14 protein-coding genes and 1 other RNA gene are annotated in these 17,105 nt (G+C 67.0%); 10 read left to right on the forward strand and 5 right to left on the reverse strand.

What is annotated here, in order from left to right; all coding sequences use genetic code 11:
- The first annotated feature begins 15 nt into the window (after positions 1–15).
- A complete protein-coding gene (locus RPC_RS10880; protein WP_011472631.1) occupies positions 16–1,197 on the forward strand; it encodes an extensin family protein in 1,182 nt (393 codons plus the stop codon).
- Here the strand turns inward: RPC_RS10880 and RPC_RS10885 are convergent.
- A complete protein-coding gene (locus tag RPC_RS10885; RefSeq protein WP_011472632.1) occupies positions 1,182–1,838 on the reverse strand; it encodes a TetR/AcrR family transcriptional regulator in 657 nt (218 codons plus the stop codon). The genes RPC_RS10880 and RPC_RS10885 overlap by 16 nt on opposite strands.
- 174 nt (positions 1,839–2,012) lie before the next feature.
- Between RPC_RS10885 and RPC_RS10890 the strand changes: the two genes are divergently transcribed.
- The 4 genes from RPC_RS10890 (at position 2,013) to RPC_RS26150 (ending at position 7,223) form a co-directional block, all read left to right on the forward strand.
- Positions 2,013–3,239 (forward strand): HlyD family secretion protein, encoded by a 1,227-nt coding sequence (locus tag RPC_RS10890; RefSeq protein WP_011472633.1) that lies wholly within the window; start codon positions 2,013–2,015, stop codon positions 3,237–3,239.
- A 46-nt stretch (positions 3,240–3,285) separates the two neighbouring features.
- Positions 3,286–4,881 carry a DHA2 family efflux MFS transporter permease subunit gene (locus tag RPC_RS10895; RefSeq protein WP_011472634.1) on the forward strand — a complete coding sequence of 532 codons (1,596 nt, stop codon included), beginning with the start codon at positions 3,286–3,288 and terminating at the stop codon, positions 4,879–4,881.
- 302 nt (positions 4,882–5,183) lie between these two features.
- A complete protein-coding gene (locus RPC_RS10900) occupies positions 5,184–6,986 on the forward strand; it encodes an ABC transporter ATP-binding protein (RefSeq protein WP_011472635.1) in 1,803 nt (600 codons plus the stop codon).
- A gap of 72 nt (positions 6,987–7,058) precedes the next feature.
- Positions 7,059–7,223 carry a hypothetical protein gene (locus RPC_RS26150; RefSeq protein ID WP_157043188.1) on the forward strand — a complete coding sequence of 55 codons (165 nt, stop codon included), beginning with the start codon at positions 7,059–7,061 and terminating at the stop codon, positions 7,221–7,223.
- Positions 7,224–7,313: 90 nt separating this feature from the next.
- Here RPC_RS26150 and RPC_RS10905 read toward each other — a convergent pair whose 3' ends face one another.
- The 4 genes from RPC_RS10905 to RPC_RS10915 form a co-directional block, all read right to left on the reverse strand.
- Entirely contained in the window at positions 7,314–7,814 is a 501-nt protein-coding gene (locus RPC_RS10905) for a cupin domain-containing protein (protein WP_011472636.1), read from the reverse strand.
- Positions 7,801–8,907, reverse strand: coding sequence for a RuBisCO large subunit C-terminal-like domain-containing protein (locus RPC_RS10910; RefSeq protein WP_011472637.1), 1,107 nt, complete (start codon positions 8,905–8,907; stop codon positions 7,801–7,803). The genes RPC_RS10905 and RPC_RS10910 overlap by 14 nt, the downstream gene beginning before the upstream one ends.
- Before the next feature lie 121 nt (positions 8,908–9,028).
- Positions 9,029–9,457: RNase P RNA component class A (rnpB, locus tag RPC_RS25280), an RNA gene on the reverse strand.
- A 46-nt stretch (positions 9,458–9,503) separates the two neighbouring features.
- A complete protein-coding gene (locus RPC_RS10915) occupies positions 9,504–10,373 on the reverse strand; it encodes a peptidoglycan recognition protein family protein (protein ID WP_011472638.1) in 870 nt (289 codons plus the stop codon).
- Positions 10,374–10,955: 582 nt separating this feature from the next.
- On the opposite strand from RPC_RS10915, the gene rsmH reads away from it, so the two are divergent.
- From rsmH to RPC_RS10940, 5 genes are all read left to right on the forward strand, one after another.
- Positions 10,956–11,948, forward strand: a complete 993-nt coding sequence (gene rsmH, locus RPC_RS10920) for a 16S rRNA (cytosine(1402)-N(4))-methyltransferase RsmH (RefSeq protein WP_011472639.1) — start codon at positions 10,956–10,958, stop codon at positions 11,946–11,948.
- The gene (locus RPC_RS10925; RefSeq protein ID WP_011472640.1) at positions 11,948–12,328 is read left to right on the forward strand and encodes a cell division protein FtsL; all 381 of its coding nucleotides are present in this window, start codon (positions 11,948–11,950) and stop codon (positions 12,326–12,328) included. The genes rsmH and RPC_RS10925 overlap by 1 nt, the downstream gene beginning before the upstream one ends.
- Positions 12,329–12,330: 2 nt before the next feature.
- Positions 12,331–14,079, forward strand: coding sequence for a peptidoglycan D,D-transpeptidase FtsI family protein (locus RPC_RS10930; RefSeq protein WP_011472641.1), 1,749 nt, complete (start codon positions 12,331–12,333; stop codon positions 14,077–14,079).
- 122 nt (positions 14,080–14,201) lie between these two features.
- Positions 14,202–15,659: a UDP-N-acetylmuramoyl-L-alanyl-D-glutamate--2,6-diaminopimelate ligase gene (locus tag RPC_RS10935; protein WP_041801661.1), complete on the forward strand. Its 1,458-nt coding sequence runs from the start codon at positions 14,202–14,204 to the stop codon at positions 15,657–15,659.
- Positions 15,656–17,095 (forward strand): UDP-N-acetylmuramoylalanyl-D-glutamyl-2,6-diaminopimelate--D-alanyl-D-alanine ligase, encoded by a 1,440-nt coding sequence (locus RPC_RS10940; protein ID WP_011472643.1) that lies wholly within the window; start codon positions 15,656–15,658, stop codon positions 17,093–17,095. The genes RPC_RS10935 and RPC_RS10940 overlap by 4 nt, the downstream gene beginning before the upstream one ends.
- Positions 17,096–17,105: the final 10 nt, after the last annotated feature.

Consider the following 17,105-nt stretch of genomic DNA (forward strand, 5'->3'; position numbering starts at 1 on the left):
TTCGATTGTGCGCGCATGACGCGCGGAGTTCGTTTGTATCTCGTCGGCTCCTTCGTCCTCGTCGCGATGGCTGGTTGCGGTCGGTATCAAGCCGAACGAGAACCCTGGCGCGCCGAGGCCGAGATCGCTTGCCTGAAATCCGGCGCGGTGAAAGAGACCCAAGACCTGGTGCGGATCGATCCGATCTCCGGCCCCGGGGTCTGCGGTGCCGAGTTTCCGTTGAAGGTCACGGCCTTGGGCGAAAGCGCCGGCCTCGGCTTTGCCGACGATCTGCGACCGCCGGGCTCGATCGGTGGCGACCAGCCGCGCTGGCCGGTCAATCAGGCACGGTCAGCGCCCAGCTCCTATCCGGTGACCAGCGCGCCGCAGTCGCAATACCCGTCCTCGGCCGGACCGATGACGCTGAACCCGCCGGGCTTAGCGCAGCCCGCCGAAGACATCGATCTACCCCCGGATGGCGCGCCGCAGGGGGCCTACCAGGCCACGGAACCGCCGCGTTATCGCCCGGTGGGCGCCGCAAGCTCCGGCTATTCGGCCGATCGCAACGCTGCCCCAGCTTTGCCGCAGGATTATTCGCAGCCGCGGCTCGGCCCCGGGCCGGGCGATCTCACCGGCGCGGTCGGCCCGGTGGCGCTGAAGCCGGTCGCCACCTTGGCCTGTCCGATCGTCTCGGCGCTCGACAAATGGCTGGCGGAGGCGGTGCAGCCGGCGGCGCAGCGCTGGTTCGGCGTCCGCGTCGTCGAGATCAAGCAGATCTCGGCATATTCCTGCCGCGGCATGAACGGCAATTCGCGCGCGCATATTTCCGAACACGCCTTCGGCAACGCGCTCGACATCGCCGCCTTCACGCTGGCCGACGGCCGGCGCATCTCGGTCAAGGACGGCTGGAAGGGCTTGCCGGAAGAACAGGGCTTCTTGCGCGACGTCCATGCCTCGGCCTGCCAGGTGTTCAACACCGTGCTGTCGCCGGGCTCCAACGTCTTCCACTACGATCACATCCACGTCGATCTGATGCGCCGCTCGAGCCGCCGCATCATCTGCCAGCCGGCCGCGGTGTCCGGCGAAGAGGTCGCCGCGCGGGTCCAGCAGCGCAACCCCTATGCGACGAATTCGCCGGCCATCACCGGCTCTTTGGGCGCGCACAAGGTGCCGCCGCGGCACAAGCCCGCCGGCGACGACGATTACGAAGACGAGTAGTCGCCTCGCTTAACCTGATAGGTGGCAAGAAACATCCGGATCGCGCTATCGACGACCCGCACGATCTCCTCGGCAGAGGGGGACGGCTTGGCGTTAAAAAGAAACGGCATGAACAAGGTGGCCTGGCAGCACTTCATGAATTGCGATGCCGCCAGATGGAAGTCGTCGATGGCGAGCTCGCCGAGGCCGGCGCGCTGCTCGAGATAGTTCGCCAACCGATCGATCACCAGAGCGATGACATTGTGGTAGTAGCGCTTCCCGACCTCCGGCATGCGCTCGGCGATGGCCATGACGGTGCGGATCGATGAACCGCCGCCCGGTCGGCACAGCAACTGAATATAGGCAATTCCGAAATCCCGCAGCGTCGAGGGGGTGTCGCGGGTGACATCGAAGTTGAACGCGATCTTAGCCTGTTCGAGCACTTCCCGGGCGACGATGGCTTCGAACAACGCGCTCTTGTCGGTGAAATAGACGTATAGCGTGCCCTTCGACACCCCGGCCGCCCGCGCGATCTCTCCCATGCTGGCGCCGTCGAAGCCGAGCTCGAGAAACACCGCGCGGGCGCCGTCGAGAATCTGGCGGCGCTTGGCGCTGTCTTCATCGGCCGGCGCGCCCGCGCTTGAGCTGGAAAATGCAACCACTGGTTTAGACCGTATGAGGAAAGGCCGTCCGCTGCACCAATTCGAAAGGGGAGCCTGCAAGCATTCTAAGTACGATCTACGTTGACCGAACCGTTCGGTCAATGGTAATTTAGGTACTCCAAACAGGCTGAAGCCGACGGCGTCTGGCCCACTAACTCGTCCAAGGAGCCCGCGATGGCCGGAAGCCGCGACCAGACTGCCCGCATTCTGCCGGTCGAAACGGATGTCGACAGCGTGCCGGCGCGCGTCGCAGCGCCTGCCCATGATCCGGTGCGCCCGCAGCCGGAGCAGACGGCGTCGCCGCGCGCCGAGGCGCCGATGCAGGACCAGCCGCAGGCCACCGACAAGGTCCCGCCCCGCACCGCCAACAAGTCCAACAAGCGCAAGCTGATCGGGCTCGGCGTCGCGGCATTGTTGGCGCTCGCCGCGATCTATTTCGGCGTCAACTACATGCTGGTCGGCCGCTTCCTGGTCGGCACCGACGACGCCTATGTGCGGGCCAACAACACCACGCTCGGCGCTCGGGTGTCGGGACATCTCGCCGCGATCCTGCCCGGCGACAACGTCCAGGTTCGCGCCGGCGACGTCGTGTTCCGGATCGACGATGGCGACTACCGGATCGCGGTCGACTCCGCACGCGCCAAGATCGCCACGCAACAGGCGACCATCGAGCGGATCGGCCGCCAGGTCACCGCGCAGCTCAGCGCCGTCGAGCAGGCCAAGGCGCAGCTCGCCTCTGCCGACGCCGCCTCGAAGCGCGCCGGGCTGGATTTCGATCGCCAGCAGGCGCTCAGCACCAAGGGCTTCGCGTCGCGCGCCACCTTCGAAGTGTCGCAGGCCGGCCGCGATCAGGGGGCGGCGGCGGTGCAGGCCGCCCAGGCGGCCTATGCGGCGGCGAGCGACAATGTCGAAGTCACCAAGGCGCAGCAGCTTGAGGCCCGCGCGCAACTCGTCGAACTGCAGGCGGCACTGGCCAAGGCCCTGCGCGATCTGGATTTCACCATCGTGCGCGCGCCGGTCGACGGCATCTTCTCCAACCGCCTGGTCAACACCGGCGACTTCATCCAGGCCGGGCAGCGGCTCGGCAATGTGGTGCCGCTCGACGACGTCTATATCGACGCCAACTTCAAGGAGACCCAGCTGCGCCGGCTGAAGCCCGGCCAGAAGGTCGACATCTCGGTCGACGCCTTCAGCAATCGGCACATCGAAGGAACGCTCGACAGCCTGTCGCCGGCCGCCGGCGCGGTGTTCACGCTGCTGCCGCCGGACAACGCCACCGGCAATTTCACCAAGATCGTGCAGCGCGTGCCGGTGCGGGTGAAGGTGCCGGCCGCTGTGGCGCGCGAGAACATGCTGCGCGCCGGCATGTCGGTCTACGTCAGCGTCAACACCAAGGACTAATCGCGTCGGCGCCGCGCTCGGCGCCATCATCAACCCGGACAGCTTCATGTCGGATACCACCGCATCCCCGGCCGCCGCCGGCGCGCCGCCGGCCCCGCCGGTGGCGTCGGACCACATCGCGCCGATGCGGCTGTTGGCGTTCCTGATCATGGTGTTCGGGATGTTCATGGCGATCCTGGACATCCAGATCGTCTCGGCCTCGCTGTCGGACATCCAGGCCGGCTTGTCGGCGAGCTCCAGCGAAATCTCCTGGGTGCAAACCGCCTATCTGATCGCCGAAGTGATCGCGATTCCGCTGTCGGGGTTTCTGTCGCGGGCGCTCGGCACCCGCTATCTGTTCGCGATCTCGGCGGCGGGCTTCACCGGCGCCAGCCTGATGTGCGGCTTCACCTCGTCGATCGAGCAGATGATCCTGTGGCGGGCGATCCAAGGCTTCGTCGGCGCCGGCATGATCCCCACGGTGTTCGCCTCGGCCTACACGGTGTTTCCGCGCAGCAAGTTCCACATCGTTGGACCCATCATCGGGCTGGTGGCGACGCTGGCGCCGACGGTGGGGCCGACCATCGGCGGCTACATCACCGACCTGATGTCGTGGCATTGGCTGTTCTTCATCAACGTGGTTCCCGGCATCGGCATCACTATCGGCGTATTGCTGCTGGTCGATTTCGACGAGCCGCATTTCGCACTGCTCGATCATTTCGACTGGTGGGGGCTGGCCTTCATGGGCGGCTTCCTCGGCTCGCTGGAATACGTGCTGGAGGAGGGGCCGCGCAACGACTGGTTCCACGACGATTCGATCGCGACCTTCGCGGTGATCTGCGTGCTGTCGGCGGTGGCGTTTTTCTGGCGGGTGCTGACCGCGCACGAGCCGATCGTCGACATCAAGACCTTCACCAACCGCAATTTCGGCCTCGGCTGCATGTTCGCCTTCGTGGTCGGCATCGGGCTGTACGGCCTGACCTATATCTATCCGCGCTATCTCGCCGAGGTGCGCGGTTACAGCGCGCTGATGATCGGCGAGACCATGTTCATTTCCGGCGTGGCGATGTTCGTGTCGGCGCCGATCGTCGGCCGGCTGATGCAGAAGGTCGACATGCGGCTGATGATCGCGGTGGGCATGCTGCTGTTCGCCTTCGGCACCTGGCAGATGACTTGGATGACGCGGGACTACGATTTCAATGAATTGCTGTGGCCGCAGATCTTTCGCGGCGTCGGCATGATGCTGGCGATGGTGCCGGTCAATACCGTGGCGCTGGGCACGCTGGCGCCGGCGCGGCTGAAGAACGCCTCCGGGCTGTTCAACCTGATGCGCAATCTCGGCGGCGCGGTCGGGCTCGCCGCGCTCAACACCGCGCTCGACGACCGCACCGATTTTCACATCTCGCGGCTGCACGACAAGGTGACCTGGGGCAACGCCCAGGCGGTCGATCTGCTCCACAGCTTCACCCAGCGCTTCCAGGGGCTCGGCGACGCCTCGATGATGGCGATGAAGCAGCTCAACCAGATCGTGCACCGCCAGGCCGTGGTGATGAGCTTCGCCGATGCGTTCCTGCTGATGACGGTGCTCTATGTCGGGCTCAGCACGCTGGTGGTGCTGTTGGCGAAGCCAGGCAATCCGATGGACACGCCGGACGCGCATTGAGATCCGGCGTGGGATGTTGCGAAGGTGTCGCGATCGGGTTATAAGGCGGCATGTCGCTCGAACCGGGGAGATTTGCATGATCACAGTGCTTTCGCAGATCGCCCCCTCGCGTCCGATGCCAAAGCCGGATGCCAGTTTCGCCCGTTAGGGGCGATTTTCGCCAGCGTCGATCGGGCTGAATTCCCGATCCCATGACTCCCAAACCAGTTCCGTATTTTTAACGACGCTTGCGCGCGCCACGGCCGCCCCGCGTCACCCCGTTGGAGCCGCTCTGTGCGTGAGCACGGGTGGATGATGATGTCATGACCACACAATCCAAGACCAGACCAACCGCGATCCGCGTGGTGCTGCCCTTCGTGTTTCGGCACTGGCTGAAGCAGCCGATGCGCGCGATCGCGGTCGCCTTCGGCCTGCTCGGCGCCACCGTCGCCGACCTGTTCATGCCGCTGTTCTCCGGGCGTCTGGTCGACGCCGTCACGGCCGGCGCGACCGATCCGACGGCGCGCCGCGCCGCCTTCATAGCCTTCGGCGCGATCGTCGCGCTCGGGGTGGTCTCGGTGGTGATGCGTTTCGCCGGGATGCAGGCGATCGTGCCGTTCACGTTGCGGATCATGTCCGACGTGGCGCGCGAGGCGTTCGCGCGGGTGCAGCGCTTCTCCACCGACTGGCACGCCAACAGCTTCGCCGGTTCCACCGTGCGCAAGGTGACGCGCGGAATGTGGGCCCTCGATCTGCTCAACGACACCCTGCTGATGGCGCTGCTGCCGTCGATCGTCGTGCTGGTCGGATCGATGATCCTGCTCGGCCTGCATTGGCCGTCGCTCGGCCTGGTGATCGGGATCGGCTCGCTGGTCTATATCGCGATGACCGTGATTTTATCGATCCGCGTCGTCGCGCCCGCCGCCCGGCTCTCCAACGCCTGGGACACCAGGGTCGGCGGCACCCTGGCGGATGCCTTGACCTGCAATGCGGTGGTGAAGTCGTTCGGGGCGGAGAGCCGCGAGGACGGACGGCTGGCGCGCGTTATCACGCGTTGGCGGGCGCGGGTGCTGCGCACCTGGATGCGCTACAACTACACCTCGACCGCGCAGCTGGCGGTGCTGCTCTGCGTCCGCGCCGCGGTGATCGGCGGCGCCTTGCTGTTGTGGATGGCCGGCCGCGCCACGCCGGGCGACGTCACTTTTGTCCTGACCAGCTACTACATCATCCACGCCTATCTGAGCGATGTCGGCATGCACATCAACAATCTGCAGCGCTCGGTCAACGACATGGAGGAACTGGTTGCGATCCACGACGAGGCGATCGGCATCGACGACGCGGCCGACGCCCTGCCGATCGCCATCCACGGCGGCCGGATCGTATTCGACGAGGTCACGTTCCATTACCGCGGCCATCCGACGCCGCTGTATGACCGGCTGTCGGTGGAGATCCGCGCCGGCGAGCGGATCGGCCTGGTCGGCCGCTCCGGTTCCGGCAAGACCACCTTCGTCAAGCTGGTGCAGCGGCTCTACGACGTCAGCGATGGTCGCATCCTGATCGACGGTCAGGATATCGCCAAGGCGACGCAGCAATCGCTGCGCAGCCAGATCGCGATCGTGCAGCAGGATCCGATCCTGTTTCACCGCTCATTGGCGGAGAACATCGCCTATGGCCGGCCCGGCGCCGGGATGGCGGCGATCCAGCATGCGGCGCAGCTTGCCAATGCGCATGATTTCGTCATGCGGCTGCCGAAGGGCTACGGCACGCTGGTCGGCGAGCGTGGCGTCAAACTGTCCGGCGGCGAGCGGCAGCGCGTCGCGCTGGCGCGGGCGTTTCTGGCGGACGCGCCGGTGCTGATCCTGGACGAGGCGACCTCGAGCCTGGATTCGGAATCCGAGGCGCTGATCCAGCAGGCGATGGAGCGGCTGATGAAGGGCCGCACCGCGATCGTGATCGCGCACCGGCTCTCCACGGTGCGCAGCCTGGATCGGATCCTGGTGTTCGATCACGGCCGGATCGCCGAGCAGGGCACCCATGCCACGCTCGCCGCCCGCGCCGGCGGGATTTACCGCGGCCTGTTCGAGCGGCAGGCCCAGCAGGCCGATCGGGTTGCGGCTGCGGAGTGAGGTGGAACGGGCGAGGGGGCGGCGCAGTCCGCCGCCCCCTCATTCGATAAGATCACTGCGAGCAATGTTTGGGTGGGCAAAGCGAAGCGTGCCCACCAGATTTGTCGCATCGCTCGGTTGCTGGGCGCGGCACAAGCGCGGCTTTTGCCCACCCTCGGCGAGTTCATTCCGATCGTCGTCATTCCGGGGCGCGAGAGCGAAGCTCGCGCGAACCCGGAATCTCGCGACAAGGCCTGACGCTTTCACATGCAGCAAGATTCCGGGTTCGCTTGGCCTTGCGGCCTCGCGCCCCGGAATGACCGCCGCAGGGTCGGAGCTTCGTTGTGGTTACGCTTCCGCGCCGATGAACGACGCGATCGCCTTGTTCTGACGCAGGACGGCGAGTTCGTCCGGGCGCGGCAGTTGCGGGCGGTCGCGGTCGGCGTTGACCAGGCACAGGAAGCCGAGCACGTCGCCGGCGTTGGCGCGGAACTGATGCCAAGTCATCGGCGGGATGAACACCAGGTCGCCGACCGCGACGTCGCTGATCACGTCGCCGACCAGGCATTGGCCACGGCCGCGATGGATCATCGTGGCATGAACGTGCTGGTGCCGTTCCAGCGTGGAATAGCCGCCCTCGGCGACTTCGAAGTAGCGCCACTCGCAGCCCAGTCGCAGATCGGAGAACAGCACCTGCCGGGTGACCGAGCGGAACGGCGCGGCGTCGTCCGGCTTGTAGGCCATCAACTCGACGTCGTGCCATCGGCCGGGACCGGCCGCAGCGCGGATCCCCGGTTGTTCGCTCCGTGGCTCGGTTTCGCCGTGCGTCGTCGTTCTATCGTTGACCATAGTCCGCAACCTTATTGACAAATCGTGACGCTTGTTCGGTCAATCGCTCGCGCGAGGCGAGCAGGCTGCCGCCGATCAGCAGCATGACATCCTGCCCGTAGAACCGCAGCAGTTCGTTGACGCGCTGCAGCATGATGCCTCCTGCCGGCGTCGGGATGCAAGCGTTCAGTTTGCCAAACGGATCGCGCGCCGCCTGCGCCAGCGCCAGGCAGGAGGCGGTGGAATAGGCAAAACGGCCGCCGTAGTTCGGAAACACCGTGGCATCGGCGCCGAACAGCCGGAACAGCCTGCCGAGCAGCAGCGGCGCAGCAATCTTGGCTGCGCCCGCCATCGCCGGATGCGCCACCACGACCAGGCCTGCGGCTTCTTTGACGATGGCATGAAAGTTCGAAACGCCGACGATCATCGGCGCCACCAGCACGGCGCCGATTCCTTCGTCGCGGATCACGCCGAGCTGGCGGCGCATGTCGTCGAGCGTGCCGGAGATATTGGGAGCGTAGAGGGTTCGGCCGCCGCGGGCGGCATTGGCCTCGCGCACCGCCTTGCCGACCGCAGCCGCACGTTCAGCGAACGGGCTGAAAGCCTGGTCGGCGAGGCCGTGATCGTCCTTGATCAGGTCGACCCCGCCCAATGCCAGCTGGTGAGCAATGCTGGCCAGCGCCGCGGGCGACAGGCCTTGCGGCTTCAGCGCCGAGGCGGTGAGGGCGCGGCTCTGCGCGCCGGTCAGAGTCCGGATCCCGGCAAGGCCCACCCGTGGCCCACCGAAGGCGGTCAGGTAGTGTGCCGGAAGTTCAACGTCGGCGAGCGCGATGTCGGGCTGGATCGAACTGTTGCCGAACAGCATGTTGAGCAACTGCCCAGGCTCGGCCGGCGCGGTCGCCGCAGCTAGACCGATCCGCACCGCATAGCGGCCCGGCTGCAGCTCGGCGACGTCCTCGACCCGGCCGACGATATTGGCGACGATCGCCGGATCGCCGATCGCCTCCAGCGGACATTCGACGCTCTGCTCGATCGCCAGCGCCAAGGCCCGCTGCTCGATGCGCTCCGCGTCGCTGGCGATGTGATAGGTGGCGACGATGCGCGGCTCGGTCATCGGCGGATCAGTCTCTCGATGCGTGATTGAGCATGATCTCTTCCGACAGCCGGATCCAGTTCGCGCGCAGGGCACGAACTGGCGAGGGGCCCGGCGTGTTGCGCCGAACCCCTCGTTCGTAAATATCAGCCGGCCTGTAAGCCGGGTTCTGGAGGGCACCGCCCGCTTGCACGAGCGATACGCGACGGCCATTCCTCTGGGACAACGTTTGCACGCTGCCTCTAGCAACCTACCCGGACGGCGAGCTTGACATCGCCCTGCAGTGTTATCGCTTGCGCGAACGCTCTGCGTTGCCGCCCCTATTCGGTTTTGCTCCCGGTGGGGTTTACCCTGCCGTTTCCGTTGCCGGAAACGCGGTGCGCTCTTACCGCACCTTTTCACCCTTACTCCGCTTCGTCCTTGCGGACTTCGCCGAGCGGTTCGTTCTCTGTGGCACTTTCCCTGGGGTCGCCCCCGCCGGACGTTATCCGGCACCGTATGTCGATGGAGCCCGGACTTTCCTCCCTCGCAGCCTTTCGACCGTAGCGAGAGCGGCCGTCCGGCCGACTGACCCGAGAAGCCATGCGGGCTTCGCGCCGCCGCGTCAAGGCTTGCCGTTACGGCCGCGCCGCGGCGGCCGCCGCCGCCGCGCCGCGGCGGCTCTCCAGCAGCATATGCAGCGTCGTCAGCGTCGAGGCGTCCGCGATGCCGTCGACCCGCTGCGGGCGAAAATGTCGCTGGAACGCGGTCACCACGTCGGCGGTGGCGGGGTCGTAGCAGCCGTTCGGCGTCAGGCCGTAGCCGTAGTCGGCCAGTGCCCGCTGCAGCGCCATCACCTCGTCGCCGTCGGCGCCGAGCTTCAGCACCTCGCTGCGCACGATCGGCGCCGGCGGCACCCAATGTCCGACCGCGGAATCCGACAGCGACTGCCAGGGGAACTTCTCTCCCGGGTCCTTCTTACGCGACGGCGCCACGTCGGAATGCGCCAGCACCCGATGGCCCTGCACGCCGCGCCGAATGATAATGCCGCGGCACAGCGCAATGGTCGCTGCGATCTGCCGCAGCGGAAAATCCGGATAGCCCCAGTCGTGGCCGCGGTTGACGATCTCGATGCCGATCGAGCAGGAATTGATGTCTTCCTCGCCGGCCCAGGAGGCGACGCCGGCGTGCCAGGCGCGCCGCGATTCCGGCACGCACTGGATCACCCGGCCGTCTTCCAGCACGACATAATGCGCCGAGACCTCGGTGCCGGCCTGGCACAACCGGGCCAGCGCGCCCTCGACGTCGGGCATGCCGGTATAGTGCAGCACGATCATGTCGGGCAGCCGAGACTTGTTGCGCTCGCCATGGTTCGGCGACGGAATCACGTCGGAAACCACCGAGGAATCCGGGGTAAATGTCTTCATCTCGGCGACGCCCTTGGGAACGGGGAGGGTAGGTCGACGCTTTGGATCGACTCGTGCGGCCGCGAACGAACCTGAGAGCATGGGACAACCTAATCCAGGCGGGAGGACGGCAGCGATGCCCTGCAGCCCACCGGCTGCTTGGTCGCACTATCCGGAGCGAGGAGTCGGCGCGCAATAAGTGTGTGACGCCGGCTTGCCATTTTCTGTGGAGTGTGGACGCCGTGCATCACCTGCTTACCGTTCCGCCTCGGCCGGGCCAGGTCGGGACGCCACGACCCCACCTTGGCACCGCCAATCCGATCGATCCCGTCAACGGTTTCTTAACGCTGAATGACGTTACTCAATGCTGAAGAGCCGAGCCCGGTTGGGCAAGGCCGAGGCCCTTTTGACGCCCGAGCCATGGCAACCTGTCCAATTCCATGCGGCGCGCCGGGTTTGCCTGCACGTCGCACCGGCCGGAGGCTTGTGGCGCGCGCGGGATTGGTCGGTCGCGCGACCTTGCCACCGGTCGCCGGGACGGCGGCGAGGTTTGGATCAAGGCTTGGAAATCCCTGGTGGAATGGGCTGGTTGATGTCGGATTGGGGCAGCTGCCGCGGGCGCGGCACAACGCATATTTCGGGGCGACCCGGATTGCGCGCCCGCGCGGCCGCAGGCAGCCGCCGATGACCGAGCCGTCCCGCCATATTCCGGTGTTGGGCCAGGAGGCCGTCGGCCTTCTCGCGCCGCGCGACGGCGGCGTCTATGTCGACGCCACCTTCGGCGCCGGCGGCTATTCCGGACTGATCCTCGCGGCTGCCGACACCCGGGTGATCGGCATCGACCGCGACCGCACCGCGATCGCCGGCGGCTTCGATCTGGTCGAGCGATCGGGCGGCCGGCTGACGCTGGTCGAGGATCGCTTCTCCAATCTCGCCGAGGTCTGTGCCGCGCAGGGCGCGGGCCTGGTCGACGGCGTGGTGATGGACGTCGGCGTCTCCTCGATGCAGCTTGACCAGAGCGAGCGCGGATTTTCGTTCCGGCTCGCCGGTCCGCTCGACATGCGGATGGGGCAGAGTGGCCCCTCCGCCGCCGACGTGATCGCGGTGGCCTCGGAAGCCGAGCTTGCCAACATCATCTACATCTTCGGCGAGGAGCGGCATTCCCGCGCCGTCGCCCGCGCCATCGTGGCGGCCCGCGCCATTGAGCCGATCACCACCACCCGCGCGCTCGCCGATATCGTCGGCAAGGTGGTGCACGCCAAGCCAGGCGAGATCCATCCGGCGACGCGGACGTTTCAGGGCCTGCGGATCTTCGTCAACGGCGAACTCGACGAGCTGCATCTGGCGCTGAGTGCCGCCGAGCGGGTGCTGAAGCCGGGCGGCCGTCTCGTGGTGGTCTCGTTCCATTCGCTGGAAGACCGCATCGTCAAGAATTTCTTCAACGCCCGCGGCAAGACCGGCGGCGGCTCGCGGCATCTGCCGGAACTCGACCAAGAGGCGCCGAGCTTCGCGATCCTGACCAAGCGGCCGATCACCGCCGGCCCCGACGAACTCGCCGGCAATCCGCGCGCGCGCTCCGCCAAGCTGCGCGCCGGCGAACGCACCGCGGCGCTGGCCCATCCTGGTGAGGATTTGCCGGCCTGGCCGACGCTCGATGCCGTGATGGGGAGGCGCTGATGCGGCTGCTCCATCTCCTCGTCATCGGCGCGCTGGTGTTCGCGGCGGCCTATGTCTACCAGATCAAGATGGAATCCACCGCGCGCACCGAGCGGGTGCTGCGGCTGCACGCCGAAGTGCGCGAGCAGCGCGAAGCCATCGCGGCGTTGCGCGCCGAATGGGCCAAGCTCGACGCGCCGCTGCGGCTGCAGGGCCTCGCCGAACGGCATCTGAAGCTGAAGCCGGTGTCGGCGCCGCAATTCGATTCCTTGAAGAACCTGCCGGAGCGGCCGCTGAATCTCGCCAATCCGAATGAATCCGACTCGATCGGGGCGATGATCGACACCATCGATCCCGACATCATCACCGGCTCGTTGCCGGCACCGGAGGTCGGGCGGTGAGCATGCAAGCCAATTCCAAGCCGCAGCCCACCGAGCCCTGGCGGCAGCGGCTGATCCGCGGCTTGCTGTACGGCCGCAACGTCGACCGCTCGATCAAGGCGCGGGCGCGGGTCGGCTTTGCGATGCTGGCCTTCGCCGCGATCTACTCGGTGATCGGCTTCCGACTGGTGACCATCGCGGTGGTCGGCGACAGCCACGGCGGGCGCCGCGCCGCAGCGCAGGACGCGGTGGCGACCGCGCGGCCGGACATCGTCGACCGCAACGGCGAGGTGCTGGCCACCGACGTCAAGACGCCGTCGCTGTTCGGCGAGCCGCGCCGCATCATCGACCAGGACGAGGCGGTCGAATTGTTGACCGCGACCTTGCCCGACCTCGATACCGCCGAAGTCCGCGAGCGGCTGTCGTCGAAGAAGGGCTTCGTCTGGCTGAAGCGTGAGATCACCCCGCTGCAGCAGCAGGAGATCCGCAAGCTCGGCATTCCCGGCATCGGTTTCCTGCGCGAGAACAAGCGGGTGTATCCGTCGGGCCCTGCGGTCTCGCATCTGATCGGGCTGGTCAACATCGACAACCAGGGCATCGCCGGCATCGAGAAATGGCTCGACACCAACGGGCTCGCCGACCTGCATCGCGCCGGCTTTGCCTCCGACCGGCTGCAGAAGCCGGTCGAACTCGCGGTCGACCTGCGGGTCGAGCACGCCTTGCGCGACGAACTGATGAAGGCCAAGGAGAAATACAGCGCCAAGGCGGCGTCCGGGCTGGTGTCGAACGTGCGTACCGGCGAGATCGTCGCCATGGTGTCGCTGCCGGATTTCGATCCGAACAATCCGCGCGAGGCGCACGACCCCGATCGCATCAACCGGCTGACCACCGGCGTCTATGAGATGGGCTCGACCTTCAAGACCCTGACGCTGGCGATGGCGCTGGATTCCGGCAAGGCCAACCTCAACACGCTGTATGACGCGCGCGGCGCGCTGCACTTCGGCAAATTCGCCATCCACGACTCCCACAGTCTCGGCCGCGCCATCACCCTGACTGAGGTATTCACCTACTCGTCGAACATCGGCGCGGCGCGGGTGGCGCTGGCGCAGGGCGTCGAGGCGCACAAGGCGTTCTTGAAGAAGGTCGGCCAGATGGATCGGCTGCGCACCGAATTGCCGGAAAGCGCCGCGCCGATCCTGCCGAAGCGTTGGAGCGAGCTCAACACCATCACCATCTCGTTCGGCCACGGCATCGCGGTGGCGCCGCTGCAGGCGGTGATGGGCATCAATGCGATGGTCAATGGCGGCTATCTGATTCCGCCGACCTTCCTGAAGCGCACCGAGCAGCAGGCGCTGGAGATCGGCAAGCGCGTGGTGCGCAAGGACACCAGCGACAAGATCCGCTATTTGATGCGGCTGAACGCCGAAATCGGCACCGCCAAATCGGCCGAGGCGATCGCCAAGGGCTATTATATCGGCGGCAAGACCGGCACCGCCGAGAAAGTGGTCGGCGGCCGCTATTCGAAGAAGCAGGTGCTGAATTCCTTCACCGCGATTCTGCCGGCGGACAATCCGCAGTTTCAGGTGCTGGTGATGCTGGACGAGCCGAAGGCGCTGCCGGAAACCCACGGCTTTATCACCTCGGGCTGGAATGCAGTACCGGCCGGCGGCAAGGTGATCGCCCGCATCGCGCCGCTGTTGGGAATCGCGCCGCGTTTCGATCTGCCGCCGTCCGACCGCCTCATTCTTGCGGCATCGAAGGCGACTCAATAGGCGATTCCGCCGGTTGAAGAGGTCGGCGGGGACGGCGCAATCGGTTGCGCCGGGGTCTGGTTGCGCTAAAAGCTCCGGGACCGTTGGACGTCGGTTGTTCGAATGCGCCGGACTGGATCAATATGAAGCTCCGCGAGCTTTTCAGCGATGATGTTGCGATCGCGGCCGAGGCCTCGGAAATCGAGGTCCGCGGCGTCGCGTCGGACAGTCGCGCGGTGCTGTCCGGCGAGGTGTTCTTCGCGCTCGCCGGCGCCAACACCGATGGCGCGCGCTATATCGACCAGGCGATTGCCAATGGCGCGGTCGCGGTCGTCGGCGAGCAGTTTCCTGACTCCGACCATCGCGTCGCACTGGTGCGCGTGGCCAATCCGCGGCGCGCGTTGGCTTTGGCCGCGGCGCGCATGTTTCCGCGGCAGCCGGCGACGATTGCCGCGGTCACCGGCACCAGCGGCAAGACCTCGGTGGCGGCGTTCACAAGGCAGATCTGGCAGCGGCTCGGCTTTGCCGCCGCCAGCATCGGCACCATCGGCCTGGTCACCCCGCAACGCAGCGTCTATGGCTCGCTGACCACGCCGGACCCGATCGCGCTGCATCGGGAGATCGACCAGATCGCCGGCGAGGGCGTCACGCATTTGGCGCTGGAAGCTTCGTCGCACGGGCTCGATCAGTTCCGGCTCGATGGCGTCAGAGTCTCCGCCGCGGGCTTCACCAATCTGTCGCGCGACCATATGGATTACCATCCCGACGTCGCGCATTACCTCGCGGCCAAGCTGCGGCTGTTCACCGATCTGGTGATCGACGGCGGCGCCGCGGTGATTTCCGCCGATCACGAACATTCCGAAGCGGTGATCGCCGCGGCGCGCGCGCGCGGTCTGCGGCTGATCACGGTGGGCCGCAACGGCAATCGCCAGGACGGCATCCGGCTGATCGGGGCGACCATCGACGGTTTCGCGCAGCGGCTGACCGTCGAATTCCGCGGCCGCGAGCGTGGCCTGCGGCTGCCGCTGGTCGGCGAATTCCAGATCGAGAACGCGCTGGTCGCGGCCGGGCTGGCGATCGGCACCGGCGGCGATGCCGAGCAGGTGTTCGCGGCACTCCAGCATCTCGAAGGCGCCAAGGGCCGGCTCGAACTGGTCGGCGACAGAAACGGCGCGCCGATCTTCGTCGACTACGCGCACAAGCCGGACGCGTTGGCGAAAGCCTTGCAGGCGCTGCGACCCTACGCCAAGCGCAAGCTGATCGTGGTGTTCGGCGCCGGCGGCGACCGCGACGCCGGCAAGCGGCCGCTGATGGGCGCGATTGCCACGGGACTGGCCGACAGCGTCATCGTCACCGACGACAATCCGCGCAGCGAGGATCCGGCGGCGATCCGCGCCGCGATCATGGCGGCGGCGGGCGGCGCGGTGGAAATCGGCGACCGCGCCGAGGCGATCCGCACCGCGATCGGCGCGCTGCAGAGCGGCGACGCGCTGCTGATCGCCGGCAAGGGCCACGAGACCGGACAAATCATCGGCGGCCGGGTGCTGCCGTTCAGCGATCACGAGGCCGCCGCGGCGGCCCTTTCATCGAGCGCCGCATGAGCAAATTGCCCCTATGGACCGCTTCGGCGATGGCGGAGGCGATGCGCGCGACGCCGAGCGGCGCGCTGCCCGACGCGATCTTCGGCATCTCGATCGACAGCCGCACGCTGATCCCGGGCGACGCTTACTTCGCGATTCGCGGCGAGGTTCATGACGGTCATGCGTTCGTCGCCGCGGCCTTGAACGCCGGCGCCGGCCTCGCGGTGGTGGAGCGCGCGCAGCGCGACAAATTCCCCGCCGACGCGCCGCTGCTGCTGGTCGACGACGTGCTCGCCGCCCTGGTCGATCTTTCGCGCGCGTCGCGGGCGCGGCTCGGCGCCAAGGTGATCGCGATCACCGGCTCGGTCGGCAAGACCTCGACCAAGGAGGCGCTGCGGGCGGTGTTCGGCGCGCAGGGCGAGACCCACGCCTCGGTAGCGTCGTTCAACAATCACTGGGGCGTGCCGCTGTCCTTGGCGCGCTGCCCGGCGTCGGCGAAATTCGCGGTGTTCGAAATCGGCATGAATCATCCGGGCGAGATCCAACCCTTGGTGGCGCTGGTGCGCCCCCATGTGGCGATCATCACCACGGTGGAGCCGGTGCATCTGGAATTCTTCGACAGCGTCGAGGCGATCGCCGACGCCAAGGCGGAGATCTTCACCGGGCTCGAGCCGAACGGCGCCGTGGTGCTGAACCGCGACAATCCGCAATTCGCGCGGCTGCGCAAACGCGCCAAGGCGCACGGCATCAGCCGCATCGTCTCGTTCGGCGCCGACGAGAAGGCCGACGCGCGATTGTTAGACATCGCGCTGCAGCCCGAGTGCTCGGCGGTGCGCGCGGCGGTGTTCGGCGAGGACGTCACCTACAAGCTCGGCATTCCCGGCCGCCACATGGCGATCAATTCGCTGGCGGTGCTGGCGGCTGCCGAACTGGTCGGCGCCGACCTGGCGCTGGCGGCGTTGACGCTGTCGCAGGTTCAGCCCGCCGCCGGTCGCGGCGTCCGCCACACGCTGCTGGTCGCCCATGGCGAGGCCACGCTGATCGACGAGAGCTACAACGCCAATCCGGCCTCGATGGCGGCGGCGATCAACGTGCTCGGCCAAGCGGCGGTCGGGCCGCAGGGCCGCCGCATCGCGGTGCTCGGCGACATGCTCGAACTCGGGCCGCGCGGCCCGCAACTGCATCGCGGGCTGGTCGAAGCCATCAAGGCCAACGCCATCGACACGGTATTCTGCTGCGGGCCGCTGATGCGGCAGTTGTGGGACGCCCTTTCCACCGGAAAGCGAGGCGGCTATGCAGAGGATGCGGCCGCTCTCGAATCGCAGGTCATCGCCGCGATCCGCGGCGGCGACGTCATCATGGTGAAGGGCTCGCTCGGCTCGCGCATGAAAACCATCGTCACCGCGCTGGAGCGGCGCTATCCCGACAATGCCGCGCTCAGCGACGCTGCGGTGTAAGGGCGGCTTG

The organism is Rhodopseudomonas palustris BisB18 (genome assembly GCF_000013745.1).
Classification (GTDB): Bacteria; Pseudomonadota; Alphaproteobacteria; order Rhizobiales; family Xanthobacteraceae; genus Rhodopseudomonas_A; species Rhodopseudomonas_A palustris_F.